General features: G+C 69.8%; 24 protein-coding genes and 2 pseudogenes. 24 read left to right on the top strand and 2 right to left on the bottom strand.

Annotated elements, in window-relative coordinates; all coding sequences use genetic code 11:
- The first annotated feature begins 254 nt into the window (after nt 1-254).
- The 4 genes from NRK68_RS24580 to ffh all read left to right on the top strand — a co-directional run bounded on the left by NRK68_RS24580 (nt 255) and on the right by ffh (nt 6,098).
- Nucleotides 255-1,598, top strand: coding sequence for an ammonium transporter (locus tag NRK68_RS24580; RefSeq protein WP_183068621.1), 1,344 nt, complete (start codon nt 255-257; stop codon nt 1,596-1,598).
- A complete protein-coding gene (locus NRK68_RS24585) occupies nt 1,595-1,933 on the top strand; it encodes a P-II family nitrogen regulator (protein WP_030844530.1) in 339 nt (112 codons plus the stop codon). Before NRK68_RS24580 ends, NRK68_RS24585 begins: the two co-directional genes overlap by 4 nt.
- A 16-nt stretch (nt 1,934-1,949) precedes the next feature.
- Entirely contained in the window at nt 1,950-4,376 is a 2,427-nt protein-coding gene (locus tag NRK68_RS24590) for a [protein-PII] uridylyltransferase (RefSeq protein ID WP_257856728.1), read from the top strand.
- A 150-nt stretch (nt 4,377-4,526) separates the two neighbouring features.
- Nucleotides 4,527-6,098: a signal recognition particle protein gene (gene ffh / locus NRK68_RS24595; RefSeq protein ID WP_183068623.1), complete on the top strand. Its 1,572-nt coding sequence runs from the start codon at nt 4,527-4,529 to the stop codon at nt 6,096-6,098.
- Between the two features lie 95 nt (nt 6,099-6,193).
- Here ffh and NRK68_RS24600 read toward each other — a convergent pair whose 3' ends face one another.
- Nucleotides 6,194-6,880 (bottom strand): methyltransferase type 11, encoded by a 687-nt coding sequence (locus NRK68_RS24600; RefSeq protein ID WP_257856729.1) that lies wholly within the window; start codon nt 6,878-6,880, stop codon nt 6,194-6,196.
- 131 nt (nt 6,881-7,011) lie between these two features.
- On the opposite strand from NRK68_RS24600, the gene proS reads away from it, so the two are divergent.
- The 20 genes and pseudogenes from proS to NRK68_RS24700 all read left to right on the top strand — a co-directional run bounded on the left by proS (nt 7,012) and on the right by NRK68_RS24700 (nt 23,957).
- Entirely contained in the window at nt 7,012-8,424 is a 1,413-nt protein-coding gene (proS, locus tag NRK68_RS24605; protein ID WP_046776320.1) for a proline--tRNA ligase, read from the top strand.
- Nucleotides 8,425-8,634: 210 nt separating this feature from the next.
- Nucleotides 8,635-9,231: a hypothetical protein gene (locus NRK68_RS24610; protein WP_031148710.1), complete on the top strand. Its 597-nt coding sequence runs from the start codon at nt 8,635-8,637 to the stop codon at nt 9,229-9,231.
- 302 nt (nt 9,232-9,533) lie between these two features.
- Complete coding sequence (gene rpsP, locus NRK68_RS24615; RefSeq protein WP_030031059.1) at nt 9,534-9,971, top strand: 30S ribosomal protein S16; 438 nt, start codon at nt 9,534-9,536, stop codon at nt 9,969-9,971.
- A gap of 2 nt (nt 9,972-9,973) precedes the next feature.
- Nucleotides 9,974-10,213, top strand: a complete 240-nt coding sequence (locus NRK68_RS24620) for an RNA-binding protein (RefSeq protein WP_030011889.1) — start codon at nt 9,974-9,976, stop codon at nt 10,211-10,213.
- 83 nt (nt 10,214-10,296) lie between these two features.
- The gene (gene rimM, locus NRK68_RS24625; RefSeq protein ID WP_183068625.1) at nt 10,297-10,893 is read left to right on the top strand and encodes a ribosome maturation factor RimM; all 597 of its coding nucleotides are present in this window, start codon (nt 10,297-10,299) and stop codon (nt 10,891-10,893) included.
- The gene (gene trmD / locus NRK68_RS24630) at nt 10,893-11,714 is read left to right on the top strand and encodes a tRNA (guanosine(37)-N1)-methyltransferase TrmD (protein ID WP_183068626.1); all 822 of its coding nucleotides are present in this window, start codon (nt 10,893-10,895) and stop codon (nt 11,712-11,714) included. The genes rimM and trmD overlap by 1 nt, the downstream gene beginning before the upstream one ends.
- A gap of 134 nt (nt 11,715-11,848) precedes the next feature.
- Nucleotides 11,849-12,199, top strand: coding sequence for a 50S ribosomal protein L19 (gene rplS / locus NRK68_RS24635; protein ID WP_030823745.1), 351 nt, complete (start codon nt 11,849-11,851; stop codon nt 12,197-12,199).
- Nucleotides 12,200-12,243: 44 nt separating this feature from the next.
- Nucleotides 12,244-12,987, top strand: a complete 744-nt coding sequence (gene lepB / locus NRK68_RS24640; RefSeq protein ID WP_183068627.1) for a signal peptidase I — start codon at nt 12,244-12,246, stop codon at nt 12,985-12,987.
- Nucleotides 12,980-14,050, top strand: a complete 1,071-nt coding sequence (gene lepB / locus NRK68_RS24645) for a signal peptidase I (RefSeq protein ID WP_373023644.1) — start codon at nt 12,980-12,982, stop codon at nt 14,048-14,050. Before lepB (NRK68_RS24640) ends, lepB (NRK68_RS24645) begins: the two co-directional genes overlap by 8 nt.
- A 112-nt stretch (nt 14,051-14,162) precedes the next feature.
- Nucleotides 14,163-15,059, top strand: a complete 897-nt coding sequence (gene lepB, locus NRK68_RS24650; RefSeq protein WP_183068629.1) for a signal peptidase I — start codon at nt 14,163-14,165, stop codon at nt 15,057-15,059.
- 41 nt (nt 15,060-15,100) lie between these two features.
- Nucleotides 15,101-15,880, top strand: coding sequence for a signal peptidase I (lepB, locus tag NRK68_RS24655; protein ID WP_257856735.1), 780 nt, complete (start codon nt 15,101-15,103; stop codon nt 15,878-15,880).
- Nucleotides 15,870-16,403: an NUDIX hydrolase gene (locus NRK68_RS24660; protein WP_183068631.1), complete on the top strand. Its 534-nt coding sequence runs from the start codon at nt 15,870-15,872 to the stop codon at nt 16,401-16,403. The genes lepB (NRK68_RS24655) and NRK68_RS24660 overlap by 11 nt, the downstream gene beginning before the upstream one ends.
- A 29-nt stretch (nt 16,404-16,432) precedes the next feature.
- Entirely contained in the window at nt 16,433-16,741 is a 309-nt protein-coding gene (locus NRK68_RS24665; protein WP_005311352.1) for a DUF2469 domain-containing protein, read from the top strand.
- 109 nt (nt 16,742-16,850) lie between these two features.
- Nucleotides 16,851-17,222, top strand: a complete 372-nt coding sequence (locus tag NRK68_RS24670; protein ID WP_046776326.1) for a YraN family protein — start codon at nt 16,851-16,853, stop codon at nt 17,220-17,222.
- Nucleotides 17,222-17,383 (top strand): annotated as a pseudogene (locus NRK68_RS24675) (magnesium chelatase); the annotation flags it as partial. The gene NRK68_RS24670 and the pseudogene NRK68_RS24675, both read left to right, overlap by 1 nt.
- A 315-nt stretch (nt 17,384-17,698) precedes the next feature.
- Nucleotides 17,699-20,308: a DEAD/DEAH box helicase gene (locus tag NRK68_RS24680; protein ID WP_257856741.1), complete on the top strand. Its 2,610-nt coding sequence runs from the start codon at nt 17,699-17,701 to the stop codon at nt 20,306-20,308.
- Between the two features lie 388 nt (nt 20,309-20,696).
- The gene (locus NRK68_RS24685) at nt 20,697-21,632 is read left to right on the top strand and encodes a hypothetical protein (RefSeq protein ID WP_257856742.1); all 936 of its coding nucleotides are present in this window, start codon (nt 20,697-20,699) and stop codon (nt 21,630-21,632) included.
- Nucleotides 21,629-22,285 carry a Fic family protein gene (locus tag NRK68_RS24690; RefSeq protein ID WP_257856743.1) on the top strand — a complete coding sequence of 219 codons (657 nt, stop codon included), beginning with the start codon at nt 21,629-21,631 and terminating at the stop codon, nt 22,283-22,285. Before NRK68_RS24685 ends, NRK68_RS24690 begins: the two co-directional genes overlap by 4 nt.
- Nucleotides 22,282-22,680, top strand: a complete 399-nt coding sequence (locus NRK68_RS24695; protein ID WP_257856744.1) for a DUF5958 family protein — start codon at nt 22,282-22,284, stop codon at nt 22,678-22,680. The genes NRK68_RS24690 and NRK68_RS24695 overlap by 4 nt, the downstream gene beginning before the upstream one ends.
- 257 nt (nt 22,681-22,937) lie before the next feature.
- On the top strand, nt 22,938-23,957 hold the full coding sequence (locus NRK68_RS24700) for a hypothetical protein (RefSeq protein ID WP_257856745.1): 1,020 nt from the start codon (nt 22,938-22,940) through the stop codon (nt 23,955-23,957).
- 51 nt (nt 23,958-24,008) lie between these two features.
- Here NRK68_RS24700 and NRK68_RS24705 read toward each other — a convergent pair.
- Nucleotides 24,009-24,125, bottom strand: a pseudogene (locus NRK68_RS24705) (IS630 family transposase); the annotation flags it as partial.
- Nucleotides 24,126-24,149 lie beyond the last annotated feature (24 nt).

Genomic DNA, 24,149 nt, shown 5'->3' on the forward strand with positions numbered 1-24,149 from the left:
ACCCCTTTACGCCCCATCCGGCGCCGCTCTCCCGGAGTGGGTTGCTCGTCGTCGGGGTGGCTCAATCGAGGGTTGCCGTGTTCATCGCTGCGTAACAGCACAGACCTCTTCGTCACGGCCGCGAAACATCGGGTGGCGCCGCCGGAAACCGGCCTGCGCGAATCTCATGGCCAATAACCGGCCAGTTCCTTCTGCCGCCGCTCAGGTTTTCACGATCGCCCGCACGCGAACGTACCGACGATGAGGAGACGCCGATGGCATCAGCCATCACGACCCTCGCTGCAGACGCCCCGACGCTGTCTGCCGCGAACACCGGGTTCATGCTCATCTGCTCCGCCCTGGTCATGCTGATGACCCCGGGACTCGCCTTCTTCTACGGAGGCATGGTCCGCGTCAAGAGCAGCCTCAACATGCTGATGATGAGCTTCATCAGCCTGGGGATCGTCACGATCCTCTGGGTCCTCTACGGCTTCAGCCTCGCCTTCGGCACCGACTCCGGCTCCCTCATCGGCTGGAACTCCGACTACGTGGGCCTCAGCGGCATCGGGATCACCGAGCTCTGGGACGGCTACACCATCCCGGTCTACGTCTTCGCCGTCTTCCAGCTGATGTTCGCCGTGATCACCCCGGCCCTGATCAGCGGCGCCCTCGCCGACCGCGTCAAGTTCAGCGCCTGGATCCTCTTCACCGCCCTCTGGGTCACCGTCGTCTACTTCCCCGTCGCCCACTGGGTCTGGGGCGCCGGCGGCTGGCTCTTCGAGATGGGCGTCATCGACTTCGCCGGCGGCACCGCCGTCCACATCAACGCGGGCGCCGCCGCCCTCGGCGTCATCCTCGTCATCGGCAAGCGCGTCGGCTTCAAGAAGGACCCGATGCGCCCGCACAGCCTGCCCCTCGTGATGCTGGGAGCCGGTCTCCTCTGGTTCGGCTGGTTCGGCTTCAACGCCGGCTCCTGGCTGGGCAACGACGACGGCGTCGGCGCGGTCATGTTCGTCAACACCCAGGTCGCCACCGCCGCCGCCATGCTCGCCTGGCTCGCCTACGAGAAGCTGCGCCACGGCTCCTTCACCACCCTCGGCGCCGCCTCCGGCGCGGTCGCCGGCCTCGTCGCCATCACCCCCGCGGGCGGTGCGGTCAGCCCGCTCGGCGCGATCGCCGTCGGCGCCATCGCCGGTGTGCTGTGCGCCATGGCCGTGGGCCTGAAGTACAAGTTCGGCTACGACGACTCCCTCGACGTCGTCGGCGTCCACCTCGTCGGCGGTGTCGCCGGCTCCCTGCTCGTCGGCCTCTTCGCCACCGGCGGGGTCCAGTCCGACGTCGCCGGCCTCTTCTACGGCGGCGGCCTGGAGCAGCTCGGCAAGCAGGCGATCGGCGTCTTCTCCGTCCTCGCCTACTCTCTGGTGGCATCCGCGGTGCTCGCCCTCCTCCTCGACAAGACCATCGGGATGCGGGTCCCCGAGGACGACGAGGTCACCGGCATCGACCAGAGCGAGCACGCCGAGACCGCCTACGACTTCAGCGGAGCCGGCGGCGGAGCCGCCGCGCGGAGCACCGCCGCCCCCGCCCCCTCCGCCGCGAGCAAGAAGGTTGACGCATGAAGCTGATCACCGCGATCGTCAAGCCGCACAAGCTGGACGAGATCAAGGAAGCACTCCAGGCCTTCGGAGTGCAGGGCCTCACGGTCAGCGAGGCCAGCGGCTACGGCCGTCAGCGCGGCCACACCGAGGTCTACCGGGGCGCCGAGTACCAGGTCGACCTCGTCCCCAAGATCCGCATCGAGGTGCTGGTCGAGGACTCCGACGCCGAGGAACTCATCCGGGTCGTCGTGAGCGCCGCGTCCACCGGCAAGATCGGTGACGGCAAGGTGTGGAGCGTCCCCGTGGACTCGGTCGTCCGGGTCCGCACCGGCGAGCGCGGCGCGGACGCGCTGTAGCGAGGGGAGTTCCCGGGTGACCAGTGTCGAGAACACCACGGACCACACGGCCGACTCGGGACCCAGCGGATACGCCGCGGCCCGGCTGCGACTCCTCCAGGAGGAGTCGCGGTCCGGGCCCTCGCGGCGTTCCGCCCTGGCCGGGCTGACCGACGCATGGCTCAGCGCCCTCTTCGCCACCGCCACACGGGAGACCGGCGTCCGCGGCGCCACCCTCGTGGCCGTGGGCGGCTACGGCAGGGCCGAACTCTCCCCGCGCAGCGACCTCGACCTCCTGCTGCTGCACGACGGCAAGGCCGAGCCCGCGGCGCTCGGCGCACTGGCCGACCGCCTCTGGTACCCGGTGTGGGACCTCGGCGTCGCCCTCGACCACTCCGTACGCACCCCCGCCGAGGCCCGCCGGACGGCCGCCGAGGACCTCAAGGTCCACCTGGGCCTGCTGGACGCCCGGACCGTCGCGGGCGACGCCGGTCTCCTCGCCGGCCTGCGGACCGCCGTACTGGCCGACTGGCGCAACCAGGCCCCCCAACGCCTCCCTGAGCTGCACTCCCTCTGCCGCGAGCGCGCCGAGCGGGCCGGGGAACTCCGCTTCCTGCTCGAACCCGACCTCAAGGAGGCCCGCGGCGGGCTCCGGGACGTCACCGCGCTGCGGGCCGTCGCCGCCTCCTGGCTCGCGGACGCCCCCCGCGAAGGCCTCGCCGAGGCCCGGCGGCGGCTCCTGGACGCTCGCGACGCCCTCCACCTGGTCACCGGCCGCGCCACCGACCGGCTCTCGCTCCAGGAGCAGGACCAGGTCGCGGCGCAGCTCGGACTGCTCGACGCCGACGCACTGCTGCGCGAGGTGTACGAAGCCGCGCGCGTGGTCGCGTACGCCGGCGACGTGACCTGGCGCGAGGTCGGACGGGTGCTGCGGGCCCGCGCCGCCCGGCCCCGGCTGCGCGGGCTGCTCGGCGGCCGCGGCGCCACCGCCACCACCCGGGCCCCCCTCGCCGAAGGCGTGGTGGAGTCCGACGGGGAGGCCGTCCTGGCCCTGGCCGCCCGCCCGGACCGCGACGCCGTCCTGGCCCTGCGCCTGGCCGCGGCGGCCGCGCAGGCCGGGCTGCCCGTGTCACCGCATGCCGTGCGCCGGCTCGCCCAGCAGGGGAAGGCACTGCCGGTGCCCTGGCCGGCCGAGGCCCGGGAACAGCTGCTCACGCTCCTGGGCGCGGGCGAGCCGACCGTGGCCGTCTGGGAGGCCATGGAGGCGGAAGGACTGATCACCCGGCTGCTCCCCGACTGGGAGCGGGTGCGCTGCCGCCCGCAGCGCAACCCCGTCCACACCTGGACCGTGGACCGGCACCTGATCGAGACGGCCGTGCGGGCCGCGGCCCTCACCCGCCGGGTCGGCCGCCCCGACCTGCTGCTGATGGCCGCGCTCCTGCACGACATCGGCAAGGGCTGGCCGGGCGACCACTCGGTGGCCGGGGAGACCATCGCCCGGGACGTCGCCGCACGGGTCGGCTTCGACGCCCGGGACGCCGCCGTGCTGGGCACGCTCGTACGGCACCACCTGCTCCTGATCGACACCGCGACCCGGCGGGACCTGGACGACCCGGCCACCGTCCGCTCGGTCGCCGAGGCCGTCGGATCGGTGGGCACGCTGGAGATACTGCACGCCCTGACCGAGGCGGACGCCCTGGCCACCGGGCCGGCCGCCTGGAGCGCCTGGCGCGGCTCGCTCGTCGCCGACCTCGTCGCCCGCGTCGCCGCCGTGCTGCGCGGAGCGGCCCCCGCCGAACGGGAACCGGAGATCCCGGGCGCCGAGCAGGAACGCCTCGCGGTGGAGGCACTGCGTACCGGCGAGCCGGTCCTGGCGCTCCACACCCGCCAGGAGGAGGACGCGGTCGGCGTGGAGCTGGTCCTGGCCGTCCCCGACCAGCCGGGCGTCCTCCCCGCCGCGGCCGGGGTGCTGGCCCTGCACCGGCTCACCGTACGGGCGGCGGACCTGCGCTCCGTGGAGCTCCCGGACCGCCTCGGCGAGGTCCTCGTGCTGCGGTGGCGGGTGGCCGCCGAGTACGGGGCGCTGCCCGAGGCCGCGCGGCTGCGCACCGACCTGGTGCGCGCCCTGGACGGCTCGCTGGACGTCCCGGCCAAGCTGGCGGACCGCGAGGCGGCCTACCCGCGGCGCCGGGGGGTCGTCCCGCCGCCGCCCCGGGTCACCGTCGTGCCCGACGTCTCCTCACTGGCCACGGTGCTGGAGGTACGGGCACCCGACGCCGTCGGCCTGCTGCACCGGATCGGCCGGGCCCTGGAGACGGCGGGCGTCAGGGTGCGCAGCGCCCACGTCTCCACGCTGGGCGCCAACGCCGTGGACACCCTGTACGTGACCACCCCGGAGGACAAACCCCTGGACACCGCGGAGGCGGCCGCCCTGGCGGCGGCGGTGGAGTCGGCCCTCTCGTAGCCGGGTGCGGCGCCGCTGCGCGGGGCTCCGCCCCCGGACCCCGGGCAGCGGCGGAACCGTACAGGGAGCAGGCAGGTCCCCGGACGGGGGAAGGGCCCGATACCCTGGGGGACGACCACAACGCCCCCGACCCGAGGAATCGCGACCACCGTGTTCGATACGCTCTCCGACCGCTTGGCGAATACCTTCAAGGGCCTGCGCGGCAAAGGCCGGCTGTCCGAGGCTGACATCGACGCGGCGGCCCGGGAAATCCGTATCGCCCTCCTCGAGGCCGACGTCGCCCTCCCCGTCGTCCGCTCCTTCATCGCGAACGTCAAGGAACGCGCGCGCGGCGAAGAGGTCAGCAAGGCCCTGAACCCGGGCCAGCAGGTCCTGAAGATCGTCAACGACGAGCTGATCACCATCCTCGGCGGCGAGACCCGGCGGCTGCGCTTCGCCAAGACCGCCCCCACCGTGATCATGCTCGCCGGTCTCCAGGGTGCCGGTAAGACCACCCTCGCCGGAAAGCTCGGCCTCTGGCTGAAGGGGCAGGGCCACACCCCGCTCCTCGTCGCGTGCGACCTCCAGCGCCCGAACGCCGTCAACCAGCTCTCCGTCGTCGCCGACCGCGCGGGCGTGGCCTTCTACGGCCCCCAGCCGGGCAACGGAGTCGGTGACCCGGTCCAGGTCGCGAAGGACTCCGTCGAGTACGCGCGCACCAAGCAGTTCGACATCGTCATCGTCGACACCGCCGGCCGCCTCGGCATCGACGCCGAGCTGATGCAGCAGGCCGCGGACATCCGCGACGCCGTCAGCCCGGACGAGATCCTCTTCGTCGTCGACGCCATGATCGGCCAGGACGCGGTCAACACCGCCGAGGCCTTCCGCGACGGCGTCGGCTTCGACGGCGTGGTGCTCTCCAAGCTCGACGGCGACGCCCGCGGTGGTGCCGCGCTCTCCATCGCGCACGTCACCGGCAAGCAGATCATGTTCGCCTCCAACGGCGAGAAGCTCGACGACTTCGACGCCTTCCACCCCGACCGCATGGCGGGCCGGATCCTCGACATGGGTGACATGCTCACCCTCATCGAGCAGGCCGAGAAGACCTTCTCGCAGGCCGAGGCCGAGAAGATGGCGGCCAAGCTCGCCAAGGGCCCCAAGGAATTCACGCTCGACGACTTCCTCGCCCAGATGGAGCAGGTCCGCAAGATGGGCTCCATCTCCAAGCTGCTCGGCATGCTGCCCGGCATGGGGCAGATCAAGGACCAGATCAACAACATCGACGAGCGTGACGTCGACCGCACCGCCGCGATCATCAAGTCGATGACCCCGGCCGAGCGCCAGGACCCGACGATCATCAACGGCTCGCGCCGCGCCCGTATCGCCAAGGGCTCCGGCACCGAGGTCAGCGCCGTCAAGTCGCTGGTCGAGCGGTTCTTCGACGCCCGCAAGATGATGTCCCGCATGGCCCAGGGCGGCGGCATGCCCGGGATGCCGGGCATCCCCGGGATGGGCGGCGGCCCCGGCCGGCAGAAGAAGCAGGTCAAGCAGGCCAAGGGCAAGCGCAAGAGCGGCAACCCGATGAAGCGCAAGCAGGAGGAGGCCGCCGCCGCGGCCCGCCGCGAGCAGGGCCCGCAGACGGTCGACCCGGCGGCCGCGTCCAACCCGTTCGGCCTCCCCGCCGGCGGCCAGGACGGTCAGGACTTCGACCTGCCGGACGAGTTCAAGAAGTTCATGAAGTAGCGGGCGGACCGCCGCCGCGACGAAGGGCCCCGACCGGGCACGGGCACCGGCCCGCACGGTACGGGGCCCTTCGTCACGAGGTCACCCGGCCCGGGTTACGCCACCCGGGCGATCACATACCGGAAGATGTTCGGCAGCCACACGGCGCCGTCGGGTCGCTCGAAGGGATGAAGCGCCTCCGCGAGCTCCTTCTCCACCAGCGAGGCGTCGGACGCGCCGTCGTACAGCCCCGTCGAGAGCAGTCCCCGCACCGCGCTGTCCACGTCCGCGTAGCCGAACGGGCAGAACACCCGCCCCGATCCGTCCGGCCGCAGCCCGGCGCCCTCCACGAGGGCGTCCAGATCCCCCGGCGCGGGCCCGCCGCCCAGCACCGAGGGCACCGTGCAGCGCTCCGCCGGCCCCCAGCCGGCGAGCACCACCGCGCCGCCGCGTCTCACGGCCGGCAGGGCCGCGGCCAGGGCCGCCGGGGTGGGGGAGAAGGCCAGCAGGGCGTCGTAGGGGCGGGCCGCCCCGGACGCCGCCGGCGGCTCCGCCAGTACCTCCAGCAGTCGCTCACGGGCCAGTGCCCGCCGGGCCGGGTCCCCCTCCACGCCCGTGGCCGCGGCTCCCCGCGCGGCCGCCAGCAGCAGGGCCAGGCCGGCCCCGCAGTCGAGGCCCAGCAGCCGGTCACCCGGCCCGACCTCCAGCCGGTCGTAGACCGCCTCGTACAGCGGTACCAGCATCCGTTCCTGGATTTCCGCCCAGTCCCGGGCGACGAGCGTCGCGGTCGGCGTCGGTGTCATCGAATGAGCGCTCCTGATTCCGTGTCGCCCCCCAGCCCCCGTTGCCAGAGAACTCCCCATTCGCCCCCGCGTCCAGAGGAGCGCGGCACCCGATTCACGCATCCTGTGCCGGGCGCCGTACGATTCGCGGCATGGCAAAGGCACCCGTTCTCACCCCTCAGGCGGAGGATTTCCCCCGCTGGTACCAGGATCTGATCAACAAGGCCGAGCTGGCCGACAACGGTCCGGTCCGCGGCACCATGGTCATCCGACCGTACGGCTACGGCCTGTGGGAGCGGATGCAGCAGGAGATGGACGCCCGCATCAAGGACCAGGGCGCCCAGAACGCGTACTTCCCCCTCTTCATCCCGCAGTCGTACCTGACGAAGGAAGCCGAGCACGTCGAGGGCTTCGCCCCCGAGCTCGCGGTCGTCACGCACGGCGGCGGCAAGGAGCTGGAGGAGCCGGTCGTCGTCCGGCCCACGTCCGAGACGATCATCAACGACTACTTCTCCAAGTGGGTCCAGAGCTACCGCGACCTGCCCCTGCTGATCAACCAGTGGGCCAACGTGGTCCGCTGGGAGATGCGTCCGCGCGTCTTCCTCCGCACGAGCGAGTTCCTCTGGCAGGAGGGCCACACCGCCCACGCCACCTACGAGGACGCCCGCGACTACGCCGCCCGCATCCACCGCGACGTCTACGGCGACTTCATGACGAACGTGCTCGGCATCGACGTCGTGCTCGGCCGCAAGACCGCCAAGGAGCGCTTCGCCGGCGCCATCAACACCCTCACCCTCGAGGGCATGATGGGCGACGGCAAGGCCCTGCAGATGGGCACCAGCCACGAGCTCGGCACCAACTTCGCCAAGGCCTTCAACACGCAGTACCTGTCGAAGGAGGGCAAGCAGGAGCTCGTCTGGCAGACCTCGTGGGGCGTCTCGACCCGCATGGTCGGCGGTCTGATCATGTCCCACGGCGACGACAACGGCCTGCGCGTCCCGCCGCGTCTCGCGCACGTCCAGGTCGTCGTCATGGCGATCAAGGGTGACGAGGCCGTCGCCAAGGTCCGCGAGCTGGGCGACCGGCTGAAGGCCGCCGGTATCCGCGTCCAGGTCGACGACCGCGTCGACACCCCCTTCGGCCGCCGCGCCGTGGACTGGGAGCTCAAGGGCGTTCCGGTCCGCATCGAGATCGGCCCCCGCGACCTGGAGGCCGGCACCGCGATGCTGGCCCGCCGGATCCCGGGCGGGAAGACCCCGGTCCAGATCGACGCGCTCGTCGACCTGCTGCCCAAGGTGCTGGACGAGGACCAGGCGCAGCTGCTGCGCGAGTCCCGCGAGCGCCGCGAGGCCCGTACGTCCGACGTCGCGACCATCGAGGAGGCCGCCGAGGCCGCGGTCGCCGGCGGCTGGGCGCGGATCCCGTGGGCCGACCTCGGCCCGGAGGGCGAGGCGAAGCTGGCCGAGCAGGCCGTCTCCGTGCGCTGCCTGGTGGCCGAGGACGGGTCCGTCCCGGACGCCGACGACGCTCCCGGTACCCTCGCGATCGTGGCGCGCTCGTACTGATCCCGCCGTCGAAGCCTTCCGGGCCCCGGCGTGCGGCTGGTGCCGCGCGCCGGGGCCGGTGCTTTTTGGTCGACGTTACGTACCGACTCCTCCTGAGTTCGGCGCACCCGTCCTCGTCGGGACGCATCAGGCTGAACTGACTGGTACGTGCAAAAAATTTGGAATGGCCCGGAATCGGAACACCCGGGCACCTCGGCTCGTTGTCACGACGTGAGCACGACACCACCTGTTCTCGCCGCAGAGCTGGCGCAGGCGTGGGCCGACATTCAGCGGTACCACCCCGAGCTGCCCGACCTTGCCGCGCCCGAGTCCCTGATCGGAGAGTCCTCGTCCGCCTGTGGCGCCGAGCTCTCCTTCGAGCGACTGCTGCACGAGGCAGTCCACGGCATCGCGGCCGCCCGCGGTGTCCGTGACACCTCCCGCGCAGGCCGCTACCACAACCGCAGATTCCTCGCGATCGCCGAGGAGATGGGGCTGGACCACTCCGACGAGCCGCACGCCAGCAGCGGCTTCTCGCTGGTCACGCTCAATCCGGAGGCGAAGCGGCGCTACCGCCCCACCATGGAGCGGCTGCAGCGCGCGCTGAAGGCGCACACCGCCGCCACCGCCGCCGACACCAAGCGCTCCTTCCGCGGGCCCGCCGCCCGGCACGGTTCCTCGGGCGGCGGCGTGCGCGTCAAAGCGGTCTGCGACTGCGGGCGCAACGTACGGGTCGTCCCCTCCGTGCTGGCCCAGGCGCCGATCGTGTGCGGCGGCTGCATGAAGCCCTTCCGGATTCCCGAAGTCGCCATCGCGGCGGCCTCCTGACCGCACTGCCGCCCGCCGACGGGACCACCGTCCTGCGGCGCGGAGGCCGCCGGGCCCCCGCCCCCACCGGGGCGGCCGCCGCCGGCGCACGCGCGGAGACGTGAGCGGGCCGCCGGCGGCAGTCCGTCCTGCCCACCCGGCCGAGGACGCCGCAGGCGTATGGCACAATGACTAGCTGTACTCGACAGTCGCACAGGACCCCTCTCTCCTCCGGCTGACGCGTCCATCGGGCACCCGAGTACCGCAACCCCACGTGGCATCTCATGTGCCCAACCACGTCAAGTTCAGGAGACACCACTCCAGTGGCAGTCAAGATCAAGCTCAAGCGCCTCGGTAAGATCCGCTCTCCCCACTACCGCATCGTCGTCGCCGACGCCCGTACCCGTCGGGACGGCCGCGCGATCGAGGAGATCGGCATCTACCAGCCGACCTACAACCCGTCGCGCATCGAGGTCAACGGTGAGCGCGCCCAGTACTGGCTCTCCGTCGGCGCCCAGCCGACCGAGGCCGTTCTCGCCATCCTGAAGCTCACCGGTGACTGGCAGGCGCACAAGGGCCTCCCGGCCCCCGCGCCGCTGCTGCAGCCGGCCACGAAGGAAGACAAGCGTCGCTCCTTCGACGAGTTCGCCAAGGCCCTCGAGGGCATCGGCGAGGGCAAGGGCGAGGCCATCACGCAGAAGAAGAAGGCCGACAAGAAGGCGGACGAGGCTGAGGCCGCCGCCGAGTCGACCGAGGCCTGAGCATGCTCGAGGAGGCTCTTGAGCACCTCGTAAAGGGCATTGTGGACAACCCCGACGAAGTGCAGGTCGCCTCGCGCAACCTGCGCCGCGGGCAGGTGCTCGAGGTCCGGGTCCACCCGGACGACCTCGGCAAGGTGATCGGCCGCAACGGCCGCACCGCACGTGCCCTGCGTACCGTCGTGGGCGCCATCGGCGGCCGGGGGATCCGCGTCGACCTCGTCGACGTGGACCAGGTCCGCTGAGCAGTTGAAACACCGGCACGGGCCGGGGAGGGCACACGTGCCCGCCCCGGCCCGTCGTCGTCTGAACAGGAGAGGCACAGACAGTGGAGCTGGTAGTCGCGCGGATCGGCCGCGCCCACGGCATCAAGGGTGAGGTCACGGTCGAGGTGCGCACGGACGAGCCGGAACTGCGGCTCAGCCCCGGTGCCGTGCTGCGCACCGAACCGGCTTCGGCGGGCCCGCTGACCATCGAGACGGGCCGGGTGCACAGCGGCCGGCTGATGCTGCGCTTCGCGGGCGTCAAGGACCGCACCGCCGCGGAGTCGCTCCGCAACATCCTCCTCATCGCCGACGTGGACCCGGCGGAGCTGCCCGAGGAGGAGGACGAGTACTACGACCACCAGCTGATGGACCTGGACGTGGTGCTCGAGGACGGCACCGAGATCGGCCGGATCACCGAGATCTCCCACCTGCCCTCGCAGGACCTCTTCATCGTCGAGCGCCCCGACGGCACCGAGGTGATGATCCCCTTCGTCGAGGAGATCGTCGCCGAGATCGACCTGGAGGAGCAGCGCTGCGTCATCACCCCGCCGCCCGGGCTGATCGACGACCGCGCCGAGATCGCCTCCGCCCGCGAGGACGAGGCGGCGAACTCCGGGGCCGCGAACTCCGAGGCCACGAGCTCCGAGGACGACGCCTGATGCGGCTCGACGTCGTCACGATCTTCCCCGAGTACCTGGAGCCGCTGAACGTCTCCCTCGTCGGCAAGGCGCGCGCCCGCGGACAGCTCGACGTGCACGTCCACGACCTGCGGGACTGGACCCACGACCGGCACAACACGGTCGACGACACCCCGTACGGCGGCGGCCCCGGCATGGTCATGAAGACCGGGCCGTGGGGCGAGGCGCTGGACGAGACGCTGGCCGACGGCTACGAGGCGGGCGCGCACGGCCCGGTCATCGTGGTCCCCACGCCCAGCGGCCGTCCGTTCACCCAGGAACTCGCCGTCGAGCTCTCCGAGCGGCCGTGGCTGATCTTCACGCCCGCCCGCTACGAGGGCATCGACCGCCGGGTCATGGACGAGTACGCCACGCGCATGCCGGTGTACGAGGTCTCCATCGGCGACTACGTCCTGGCCGGCGGCGAGGCGGCCGTCCTGGTCATCACCGAGGCCGTGGCGCGGCTGCTGCCCGGAGTGCTCGGCAACGCCGAGTCCCACCGGGACGACTCCTTCGCCCCCGGCGAGATGGCGAACCTGCTGGAGGGTCCCGTCTACACCAAGCCGCCCGTGTGGCGCGGCCGGGACATCCCCGACGTCCTCCTCAGCGGCCACCACGGCAGGATCGCCCGCTGGCGCCGGGACGAGGCCTTCCGCAGGACCGCGAGCAACCGCCCCGACCTGATCGAGCGCTGCGAGGCCTCCGGCTTCGACAAGAAGGACCGCGAGATCCTCTCCATCCTGGGCTGGCAGCCGTCGCCGGACGGCCGATTTTGGCGCAGGCCGCAGGCCGTGGAAGAATAGGCGGCTGCTGTGTGCTCGCCGGACGCCCCTGCCACAGGGGGACCGTCGGCCGCCGAGTGGCACGGCTCCCGAATTCTCTACGGAAACCCGCACTGGCGACCTGTGGCGTCATGCGAAGAAAGCAGACGAAGAACATGTCTCACCTGCTCGATGGCGTCAACGCCGCCGCGCTCCGCTCGGACGTCCCGGCCTTCCGCCCGGGTGACACGATCAACGTGCACGTCCGCGTGATCGAGGGCAACCGCTCCCGTATCCAGCAGTTCAAGGGTGTCGTCATCCGTCGCCAGGGCGCCGGTGTCTCCGAGACCTTCACCGTTCGCAAGGTCTCCTTCAGCGTCGGCGTGGAGCGTACCTTCCCGGTCCACTCCCCGATCTTCGAGAAGATCGAGCTCGTCACCCGCGGTGACGTCCGCCGTGCGAAGCTGTACTACCTCCGTGAGCTCCGTGGCAAGGCCGCGAAGATCAAGGAGAAGCGCGACAAGTAAGGTCGCCACCGGTGTCCGGGGGCGGCCGGATAGGCTCGCCCCCGATGGACACCGAAGCACCTCACACGCAGCGCGGTCACTCTTCCCTCCGCGAGGGGGAGGGGTGGCCGCGTTCTGCGTTCTCCCGGACGACCGACGGGGCCGGGCCCGGACGGCGGCAGCCGACCTGGCGCCGGGCCGGAGCGCTCGGCGTGATCTGCACGGTCTTCCTGCTGCTGCTCAGCAATTTCGTGGTCCAGCCCTTCCTGATCCCGAGCCGTTCCATGGAGCCCACGCTCCGGGTCGGGGACCGGGTACTGGTGAACAAGCTGGCGTACCGTTTCGGCGACCAGCCGCGCCGCGGGGACGTCGTGGTCTTCGACGGCACGGGATCCTTCGTACGGGAGCGGCCGGACGGCAGCCCGGTCGGCGCCCTGGTGCAGGGCGCCGCCTCGGCGCTGGGGCTCGCGGAGCCTTCCGACACCGACTTCGTGAAACGGGTGGTGGGCGTGGGTGGTGACGACGTGGTCTGCTGCGACGCGGGCGGCCGGGTCTCGGTCAACGGCGTTCCGCTGGACGAGCCGTACCTGTACCCCGGGGACGCGCCCTCGACGGTGCCCTTCCGGATCGTCGTGCCGCTGGGGACCCTGTGGGTGATGGGCGATCATCGTTCCCAGTCCCGGGACTCGCGGGACCACCTCGGGGAACCGGGCGGGGGGATGGTGCCGGTGGAGAAGGTGATCGGGCGGGCCGACCGGATCGGCTGGCCGGTTTCGCGCTGGGGTGCCGTCGGCGGCGGCCATGGGTAGCCGCGGACGGCCGAAGGGCCGACGGGAGCGGGAACCGGAGCCGAGCGGACGGGCGAGGGCCCGGCGGGAACGCGAGCCGGAGCCGGACTTCCTCGGTACGCCGAGGGACCGCTGGGAGCCCGAGCCGGAGCCGGACTTCCTCGGTACGCCGAGGGACCGGTGGGAGCCCGAGCCGGCGCCGGAGCCGCGCGGGAGGCCGCGGAGCCGACGGGAGCGCGAGCCCGAACCGGAGCCGCGCGGCAGGACCCGGGGCCGGCGGGAGCCGGAGCCGGAACCGGTCGCGGCGGAGGGGGGCCGGGCCCATCGGCGCCGGCTCGCCCGCAAGGTCCGGCGGCGCCGCCGCACGCGCCGGGCCGGCGAGCTGCCCCTGCTCGTGGTGGTGGCGCTGTGCATAGCCCTGCTCCTCAAGACCTTCCTGGTGCAGGCCTTCTTCATTCCGTCGGGCTCGATGGAGCAGACCATTCGGATCGGCGACCGGGTCCTCGTGGACAAGCTGACCCCGTGGTTCGGCTCCAAGATCGAGCGCGGCGACATCGTCGTGTTCAAGGACCCCGGCGGCTGGCTCAGGGGCGAGGCGGCCCGGCCCCCCAAGGACCCGATCGTGGTCAAGCAGATCAAGCAGGCCCTGACCTTCATCGGCCTGCTGCCCTCGGCCGACGAACAGGACCTGATCAAGCGCGTCATCGGCGTCGGCGGGGACACCGTCAAGTGCTGCGACGCCCGGGGCCGGGTCACCGTCAACGGCTCGCCGCTCGACGAGCCGTACGTCAAGCCGGGCAACACCCCCTCCGACATCCCTTTCGAGGTGGAGGTGCCGGCCGGGAGGATCTTCGTGATGGGTGACCACCGAGCGAATTCGGCCGATTCCCGCTTCCATCTCGACGAGGCCTTCGAGGGCACGATCGACGAGAAAGGTGTCGTGGGGGAGGCCGTGGTGATCGCCTGGCCCTTCGGGCACTGGACCCGTCTGGAGCAGCCCGCGACCTTCCGCATGGTGCCGGACCAGGCACGCCGTGAGGGACGCGGCCGCAGGCGACGCCGGACGGGCACACCGTTCGCATAGTGTGTCCTCGGTCTCCCGAGCCCTAGGGAACTCCCGCTCGTTAAGGGAGGGGAGGGCCCGTGTCCGGTTCGGCGCGGGCGGTGATCGTGAGTGAGGAGTGGATGTGGGGGACGTGGCGGTAGGCGCACGGTCCGGACGCGACGAGGGCGAGGAGCGGCCGGACGACGCCGTCGCGCGAGAGACCGAGGAGGACGGCGCTCTGGAGACGCCGCACCGCTCCTTCTGGAAGGAGCTCCCGCTCCTCATCGGCATCGCCCTGCTGCTGGCCCTGCTGATCAAGACCTTCCTGGTCCAGGCGTTCTCGATCCCCTCCGACTCGATGCAGGACACCCTGCAGCGCGGGGACCGGGTGCTGGTCGACAAGCTCACGCCGTGGTTCGGCTCCGAGCCGGAGCGGGGCGAGGTCGTGGTCTTCCACGACCCGGCGAACTGGCTCTCGGGCGAGCCCACGCCGGAGCCGAACATCGCCCAGAAGGTGCTCAGCTGGATCGGCCTGATGCCCTCCGCCGAGGAGAAGGACCTGATCAAGCGGACCATCGCCATCGGCGGTGACACGGTCGAGTGCAAGAAGGGCGGACCGGTCGTCGTCAACGGCAAGGCGCTCGACGAGCCGTACATCTACCCCGGCAACACCGCGTGCGACGACGCTCCGTTCGGCCCGCTCAAGGTGCCCCAGGGCAAGATCTGGGTGATGGGCGACCACCGGCAGAACTCCCAGGACTCCCGCTACCACATGCAGGACTCCACCGGGGGCTTCGTGCCGGTCGACAAGGTCGTCGGGCGGGCCGTCGTGATCGCGTGGCCGGTCACCCGCTGGTCCACCCTGCCGGTCCCGGACACCTTCGACCAGCCGGGCATCGGCAACCAGGCCGCGGCCACCGCGCTCGGCCTCGGGGCCGCCGGACTGGCGCCGGTCGGGCTGGGCCCGGCCGCGCTGGGGCTCACCGGAGCGGTCCCGCTCGTGATGTGGCGCCGCCGGAGGCTGACCAGCGGCCGTACCGACGGGTAGGGTGCCGCCCAGGTCGACGATCCCGATGTGGGGGCGCTGGAATGGGCGGAACCGAAGCGATACGCAGTGGCAAGGATGGCCGCGGTGGTCTCGGCAATGTGCTGTCGGGGATCGTCGTGGCCATCGGCTTTGCGCTCTTCCTCGGCGGCTTCGTGTGGGGGGCGTTCGTCTACCGGCCCTACACGGTCCCGACCGACTCGATGATGCCGACGGTGCGGCCGGGCGACCGGGTGCTCGCGCAGCGCATCGACGGTGGTGAGGTGCGCCGTGGGGACGTCGTCATCTTTACTGATTCCATGTGGAGCGATCTGCCCATGGTCAAGCGGGTCGTCGGCGTCGGCGGCGACACCGTCAAGTGCTGCGGCGCGGGCGGCGAGCTGACCGTGAACGGCACACCGCTGGACGAGCCCTACGCCGACACCAGCCGGCCGGACTCGGGCCTGGCCATGCCGCCCGGGCAGGCACCGCCCCCCGGGACCCCCTTCGAGGTGACGGTCCCCGAGGAGAACCTTTTCCTGCTGGGCGACCGCCGTGCCGCCTCGCTGGACTCGCGCGCCCACCTCCAGGAGGCAGGGCAGGGCACCGTGCCCCGGTCGGCCGTCAGCGCCCGCGTCGACGCCCTGGCCTGGCCGTCCGTGACGATGCTGGAGCGGCCGAGGACGTACGCGGCCCTGCCCGGCGGGATCTCCGGGCACGGGCCGCTCCGGCTCCAGATGACGGCCGTGGTGGCCGGGGCCGCGCTGGTGGTGCTGGGGGCCGCGTACGGGCCCCTCGTACGGATCCTGGGGCGCGGGCGACGGGAGCGGGCCGGTGCCTCCTGAACCGGTGGGCGGTCACGGCCCGCGGCAGGTGTCCCGGGTGATCCTGCTGGACCCGGCGGACCGGATCCTGCTCCTGCACGGATTCGAACCGGCCGACCCCTCGGACGACTGGTGGTTCACCCCCGGCGGCGGGCTGGAGGGGACCGAGACCCGCGAGCAGGCCGCGCTGCGCGAGCTGGCCGAGGAGACCGGGATCACCGAGGTGGAGCTGGGTCCCGTGCTGTGGCACCGCTTCTGCTCCTTCCCCTTCGACGGCCGCCGCTGGGAGCAGGACGAGTGGTACTTCCTGGCCCGGACCAGCCGCACCACGACCTGCATGGGCGGCCTGACCGAGCTGGAGCGGCGCAGCGTCACCGGAGCCAGGTGGTGGACCTCCGAGGAACTTCTCGCGGCACGTGAGACGGTGTACCCGACCAGACTCGCCGAGCTGCTCCGCACGCTGCTCGACGACGGTCCTCCGGGTGCGCCGGTGGTCCTGGCCCCGGAAATCGTTCAGGGGGCGCGGGGCGCTGGCGCACAATAGGGGGACGCACGGCTGAAGGGGAACATGCCATGAGTGCCGAGGACCTCGAAAAGTACGAGACCGAGATGGAGCTGAAGCTCTATCGGGAGTACCGCGACGTCGTCGGGCTGTTCAAGTATGTGATCGAGACCGAACGTCGTTTCTACCTCACCAACGACTACGAGATGCAGGTGCACTCCGTCCAGGGCGAGGTGTTCTTCGAGGTCTCCATGGCCGACGCCTGGGTCTGGGACATGTACCGGCCGGCTCGCTTCGTGAAGCAGGTACGGGTGCTGACCTTCAAGGACGTGAACATCGAGGAGCTCAACAAGAGCGACCTCGAACTGCCCGGGAGCTGAGCCGCCTCACCCGGAAGGGTGAGGGCTCCGTCCACAACGGCCCGGTTGTCCACCAAGATCCACACGGTGGGCGGGGACGCGGGACCGTCGGTGCCGGAGGTGGTGCCGGATGGACGCGAAGAGCGTGGCACGACAGGCATTGGGGCGGTACGGCGAGGAGCTCGCGGCACGGCGGCTGACCGAGGCCGGGATGACCGTCCTCGCACGGAACTGGCGGTGCCGCGCCGGGGAGATCGACATCGTCGCGCGCGACGGGGACGCCCTCGTCGTGTGCGAGGTCAAGACGCGGCGCGCGGGTGACTTCGAGCATCCGATGGCGGCCGTGCGGGCCGCGAAGGCGGACCGGCTGAGGCGGCTCGCCGGACGCTGGCTCGCCGACCACGGCGGACCACCGCCGGGCGGGGTCCGTATCGACCTCGTCGGTGTCCTGCTGCCGCGGCGCGGCGCGCCCCTGGTGGAACACGTCAGGGGGGTGGCCTGATGGGGTTCGCACGGGCCTGCTCCGTGGCCCTGGTCGGCGTCGACGGCGTGGTGGTCGAGGTCCAGGCCGACCTGGAGCCCGGGGTCGCGGCCTTCACGCTGGTGGGGCTGCCGGACAAGACCCTCGTCGAGAGCCGGGACCGGGTGCGTGCGGCCGTGGTGTTCCCTGTCAAGTTCTTGTGTTCAGGTTCTGACCTCTCGATGTCAGGGTTGCGGTGGAGGGCGCGGCTGGCCGGAGTGGCGGTCTGAGTGGCCCCATGAAGGCCCTTGGCGGCCGTGGAGAGCCTCGCGTGCAGCAGGTCCAAGGAAATCCGATCCCGCCAGTCCCGTCGGCCCCTGGGGGGCCAGGCAGGCCGGTGGCGGTGAGGGGCCCGGGGGCGATCAACGGGACCCGGCTCAGTTGACGGATAAACGTCCCGGTTGGCGGGGCAGTGCCGCTACCGTCAGTGGCCACATTGGTGTGAACAGAAGGGGGACGTGGTGGCATTCAAGGGGGGCGCAACGGGGGCAACGAAGTACCCGACGCCCGAGGCGTTGTATCCAGATCTGCCCCGCAAATCCGGTGCCGTGCCGGGCCTGCTGGTGCACCAGGGTGACTTGCTGCGCCGCTACGCAGCCGACAGCCACGTCGCTACCGCCGATCTTGCACTGGAGCTACCTACAGGCACTGGCAAGACAATCCCGGCGTTGGTGATCGCGGAATGGCGGAGGCGCACGCGCAAGGAGCGGGTGGTGTACGCCTGTCCGACAGAACAGCTGACCAAGCAGGTCGCGGCAGCGGCAGACCGGGAGGGCATTCCCGCTGTGACTCTGACGGGCTCCCACACTGCATGGGACCCTTCGGACGATGCGCGTTACGTGTCGGGCAAGGCAGTCGCCATCACGACCTACACCACCGTGTTCAACAGCAGCCCGAAGCTTGCCCCACCCCAGCTCCTGATCTTCGATGACGCACACAACGGTGAGCAGTACGTCGCGAACCAGTACAGCGTCACCGTTGACCGGTGGGGCGGCGATTCACCGAATCCCGACCTCTACGTCAAGCTTCTGGAGATTCTGACCCCAGCCCTGGACGGCATAGTGGCCCAGCGGCTACTCAGGCCTGAGGCCGAGTCCGGTCATCACAACGCCGTCCAGTTCATCGTGCCCGCCCGTCACGATCAGATGCCCGAGCGGCTTTCCCGCACTTTGTCCCAGACCGGCTCACCATGGTGTTTCCGCTACGCCATGATCCGGGATGTGCTGGCCTCGTGCCTCGTCTACGTCACACACAGCAGCATCCAGATCCGCCCACTTATCCCGCCCACTCGCGAGAACACCTTGTTCTCTGAGGCTAGCCAGCGCCTGTACCTGTCGGCCACGCTGGGCGCAGCGGGCGAGCTTGAGCGTGCATTCGGGCGTACCGGCATCAAGCGGCTGGGCTTGCCCGAGACAGCGCCCGAGCCTCGTTCTGGCCGGCGGTTCTTCGTCTTTCCAGGTCTCCTCAACGGCGGCGACTCCAACGAGCTGACCAAGGAGATCGTCAAGCTGGCCGGCAAAGCTCTTGTGCTAGCGCCGGACAGGACAACCGCTGTGCGCACTGCTGGCAGCGTCCGTCAACCGGCATGGCCGCTGCTCACCATCGACGACGTCGCTCACGGGATGGGCCCGTTCGTTGCTCAGCAGAACGCGGTATGTGCGCTGGCCAGCCGCTATGACGGCCTTGACCTGCCCGACCACGGCTGCCGTCTGGAGGTCATCGAGAACGTTCCCGACCGCGACCATCTGCAGGAGCGGTTCCTGTCGAGTCGGGTTCGCGCGGGCGCCGCTTTGTCGGAGCGGGTTCGCACCCGTGTCGTTCAAGGTGTCGGTCGCTGTACCCGTGGTTCGTCGGACTGGGCGGTCGTCGTCGTTCTCGGGGACCTCACGAAGTACCTGCTCCGCCAGGAGAATCTGACAGCTCTGTCAGCCGAACTGCAGGCTGAGATCAACTTCGGGGTGGAGAACAGCACCAATACCACTCAGGCTGAGATCTTGGAGAACGTGTCGGCCTTCCTATCTCAGGAGACTGACGACACCTGGCGCGAGAGCGGTGAGCCGATTGTTGCCCAGCTACGTGCCGAGGCCGTCCGCAAACTGCCAGATGGCAGCGAGATTCTCTTCTCCGCGGTTCCCGCTGAGATCCAGGCATGCGCACTCGCCGGGCAGGGCCGATGGCAGGACGCCAGCGCTAAAGCCCAACAGGTCACACAAGCACTCTCCTTCGGCGGCGCCACCACCAAGGGATACCGCGGGTTCTGGCTCTACCTGGCCGGGATCTGGGCCTACCGCGCTGCCTCTAACGGTGCACCTGCTGCCAGCGGTAGTCTCGCGAATGCTCGTGCCCTGATTCGGCAGGCAGAGCAAACCGCCGAGGGCACATGGGCGAGGTACATGCCGCTCCTGCCCGCCATGGAGGCGCCCGCCCTGCCCGCCCATGACGACCAGGCCGTGGCTACTGCCATGAACCTCCTGCAGAAGATCGCCCCCGGCCAACTCGACAACCGCTTGGGGAGCATGATCGAGGGGCTCAAGGAGACCGCAGCGTCGGCCTACGAGCCCGCCCTCACCCAGCTCGGGATCTTCCTTGGCGCAGAAGCGAACAAGCCGTCCGGCACCGGCCGCTGCGACTCCACCTGGTGCTGGGGCAATCACCTGTGGGCCGTAGTCGAGGCCAAGTCCGACCAGGAGCCCGACGGCGTCATGGCCCATAAGGACATCCGCCAGGTCAACGACCAACTCCGAATCCTCAAGAGCGACCGCAAACACCAGGTCATCCCGGACGGCAGCTTCACTGCCCTCATCTCCCCAAAGCCTGCCGTCGACCCGACAGGTGCTATCGGCGCCGAAGATCACGCATACCTCGTCCATCCGGAAACCATCTGGGAGATTGGCCAAGACGTCCAACACGCCTGGGAGGAACTCCTCGCGGGTCGGACAGGCCGTGACGCCGCTGGGCTCACACCGTTCATCGCTACGACGTTCCAGCGCTATGGCCTCCTGCCTTCACAAATCCGCGAGCGCCTCACTGAGTACCCGGTCGGTGCCGCCGGCGCAGTCACTTCCTGAGTGAGGGCCTTGCCGGTGACGCGCTCTGCTCGGATCTTCCCGCCGAGCAGAGCGCTCAATCGCGGCGACGAGGCGGGGGTACCTGCTGGAACAGGGCGCGGGCTCGCGGTGGGAGAACCACGAGTGGCTGCCTGACCCGGCTTCGCGGACGCTGCTGGCCGCGGAGTTCGGCGTACCAGAGGAGGAACTGCCTCGGGCCGTCGCTCTCGCACGGCGTCTTCGCCGCCGGGAGCAGAAGGACCAGACTTACCTCCCTACCCGCGGCCGAATCCCTCGGGGGAGCCGCCGCAGCCGATAGGCCCGGCGTCGGGTCCGAGATCAACGGTTCCACCCGGCAGCTCGGCGACACCCTCGGAGCCGCAGTCTTCGGCGGCGCCTACGCCACCGTGTGCGACTCGCCGCCCAACGCTGCGCTTCCCGCCTTGCCCCACAAGCTGACCGACCTCGCCAGCGCGTCGGCGCGGCCGGGCTCGCCGGTCAGCTCACTGCCCGGGACCAGACCCCGCTGCGGCTGTTCACGAGTCTCTCTGACCAGGTGAAACAGAAGCGGTTGAAGATCGCTTCCCAGTTGACCGAAGATCGTTTCCCGCTGATGGGGCAGCCGCTCGATATGAAGTGGAGTCAGGGCGGCTACGCAAGGCAGAGTGGGACGGTGAGTGAACTGTGGGCACGCACCCTGACGTGGGCAGATGTGGATCCGGCTCGACATCCGTTCGAGATGAACGACGATACGGCGGACGAGCTGGCGAGCCTTGTCGCGCCCTTGCTGCCCAGCGCTGAGGTCGCTCGCGAGGATCGCTGGCGTTCGCTGGATCCCGTCACCGAGTTCCTGGCAGGCCGGTACGGCCGATGGGCTTGCGGATGGAACTGGTCGGTCGGCGAGGGTGACGTCGACGGAGGTGTCGTCGAGGCGTGGTGCTGTTCATCCGACTCTGTGACGACCCCGGATGCGACTGCCCCTCTGGTCGTTGAGGCTCTTCAGGAATGGCGCGGCTGGCTGGAGGACCTGGCGGAACGGTTCGTGAACCTGGCTCCGCCGAGGAACACTGCGGTGACTTCGGCGGACCATTGGTACTGGGAGAGAGCATGCACCCGCCTGGTCACCGTGGTGGCTGACCGCACCCAGGCCGAGAGCGGCTGGTACGGGCACTGCATGCAAGTCCTCCGATGGTTCCTCGCCTACAACGGCATCGACGAGGGCCGGGCCGAGGAAATCGTCAAGGACGCGGTCGGCGGCCGGTTCGACAGCTGGATCGCCCCTGAAGTTCCGGTGGTCGACGCCGTGAGCTCGCGGTTCGCCGGAGGCGTGGACGGAATCAGATGACTTCCGGGCCCGGCCAACCGAAGGACAGCCTCGCCGACTGGCTGCTCATCCGGCCGGAGATCTCCTGGCCATCCTGGCCCGGCGCATGCCTCGCCTCCGGAGCGCCGGCCCGCGACGGCTTCCAGAACTTCTTCACGGCAACGCGAGGCGGACGTGACAGCGAGGGAACCGCGCGGGTCCTGACCGCCCTCGACGTGGCCTTCGCCGACGCGGAGCAAGGCAGGCCGCTGACCTTCGCCCTCATGGCTAAGTGGCAGCGGGCTGCACTGGGCCACGACCTGGTCGGTTTCCGCACGATGCCGGCCTTCGCGAAGGGCGGACGGGAGCGCTACGGTCTTGCCCCCGATACGCAGGCGCTGTTCGAGCACTGTCTGTCCGAGAGCGTTCAACCGAATCTGCCTCTCCCCTCACGTGCTGCCAGGGCCCACCTCGACGTCCTCTTCTTCCATCCGTTCGAGGACGGCAACGCCCGCGCGGCCATGCTGGCGTTGGCCTTCGTCCTGGCGCGGGAAGGCGTCCTACTCGACCAGGTTCGCCCACTGGAGACCACCCGCTGGGCCGACGACGTCGAAGGTGCGGCCGATCTGGCGGTGCTGCTCGGAATCCTGATCATCGCCGCGGAGCGGCGTCCGTCCCGAGGGAGGCAGTCATGAACGAACGCGACGTCCTGCTCAACGAGCTCGCGCAGGGGCTGCGACCGATGTCAGAGGGCATCGAATGGTTCGACGGCCTCAGCCAGGAAGAGCAGTCCGAAGTGCTGCTCTTCCTGCGCCATCACTGCGTCCAGGCGCGCGCTGTCGCTGAGGATGCACCGGAGAGCATCCGCCGTTCCGGGCTGCGCCCGACGCATACGCCCGCAGTGCTGATCTCACGAGGCCGGATCGACGAGCAACTGGGGAAGATCGCCGGTCTCATACCCCTCGACGAACGCCGCAAGGCGTTCAGGCTGCTGATCGCAGTAATCACGATCGCCGACGCACGGCGGCGCGAGCGCTTCTGCTCTGGCGGCTGCAGCCACTGGTGGCACAGACTGTCCGCCGTCTCCTGACAACCCAGCACCGCACTCTGGAAGCCACTTCCCAGTCGAACGTCTAGCGGGTATCACTGCAGGTCACAGCGCAGCTGTCATAGACGGCACATGAGGCACGGTCAGTACCTGTCTCGCGGATCAGGCGGTGGGGTAAGTCACTCTCGGCCGCACCATTGGCGACGTTCGGCCGTGGCGGTGCAGTGCTCGCCTGCTGCCCGCCTACGAACTCGGATCGTACTGGCCCGTACGGTTGGCCGACCTGGGATGCTTACTCCATGCGTGTTCTGAAGAGCTTTCAGCAGGAGGATATCTCCGACGCCGTCATGGCTAAGTTCGCGATGGTGGCACCCGTCTTCGAGGCGATCCTGTATTCGGTTGCCATGGATCGCGTGGAGCGCCTGGGGGGTTACGAAAATTGGACGCTACGTGACCTCGCACGGGAGTTCCGCGAGGGGGATGGAGACGCGGGCATCTGCTTCGAATTGGCCGTACACGAGGCTATCGGGAACAGAAACAACCTGATCTGGCCGATGGCAAGCGAGGTCCTCGAAGGGTTCTGTGGAATCCCAGGAGGCGCCAGTTCGATTCTCTTCGGCCCAGAGAAGGAGGGGAGGATTCCCATTCTGGAGACGGTTCAGAACTCGCTGACCGACGAATCGCTGATCTATGTGGGAAACCGTGGGCGCCCCCCAAAGCTCAAGCGATACATTCCGGAGATCTTTAGGGCATTCCATCGGAGCGATGTCAGAGAATCACTCCCCAGATCAATCAATGGACTCTGGAAGGCCGACCTGTTCGTCGGAAATCCTCAGGTTGACAAGTGGGTCGGCACGACCGTGAAGGTGCGGCCAGGAGCCCTAGAGGGTGCCGAAGGACTTCGAATCGGGATTTACCCGAAAGCCAATAATAGGGACGTGCCGCGGAAGGATGAAAAGCTCAATCTCATTCGCCTTCCACTGCCGTACGACTCGGCGTTCATGGAGCTCTTCTATAAGAGCTTCTTCCTTGTCCGTGCGTTCCTCAGGAGTGATGCCGCGACTCCAGCGCAGGTCGATCTCCCAGATGCCGAGGATCGCTATATTGTCAAGGAACTTGAGGCCCGAAGGGGCTTTCCATTGCTGCAGGTCCTGGATGTAATCCGCGGCATGTCACAATATTCCTTGCTTGATTCTGAGCCGATTTCGACGCTGGCACCCACTGCCTCCCTCTCAGAGAGAGATGGACTTGACGACGCCAATTGGCGGGAGCCGGAATCGGAATCAGTGTCTCTCTCACCTGCTCCGCTGAGTGAATAGCCTGTGAGAGCTTCGCCGGTCGAGCCGACGGCTCGTTCGGGTAGCGGCCGGTCAGGCGGCGTTGGCACTGGCCACGACCCTGCGGAGGTATTCGTCGGCGGCGTGCTTGTTCCGCCAGATGATGTAGCGGCGGATCGTGCTGCCTTGGGCCTTGTGGCTGGCGTGGTCGCAGTGCGGCCCCGGCTTGCGCCC

The organism is Streptomyces yangpuensis (genome assembly GCF_024666385.1).
GTDB classification, from domain to species: Bacteria; Actinomycetota; Actinomycetes; order Streptomycetales; family Streptomycetaceae; genus Streptomyces; species Streptomyces yangpuensis.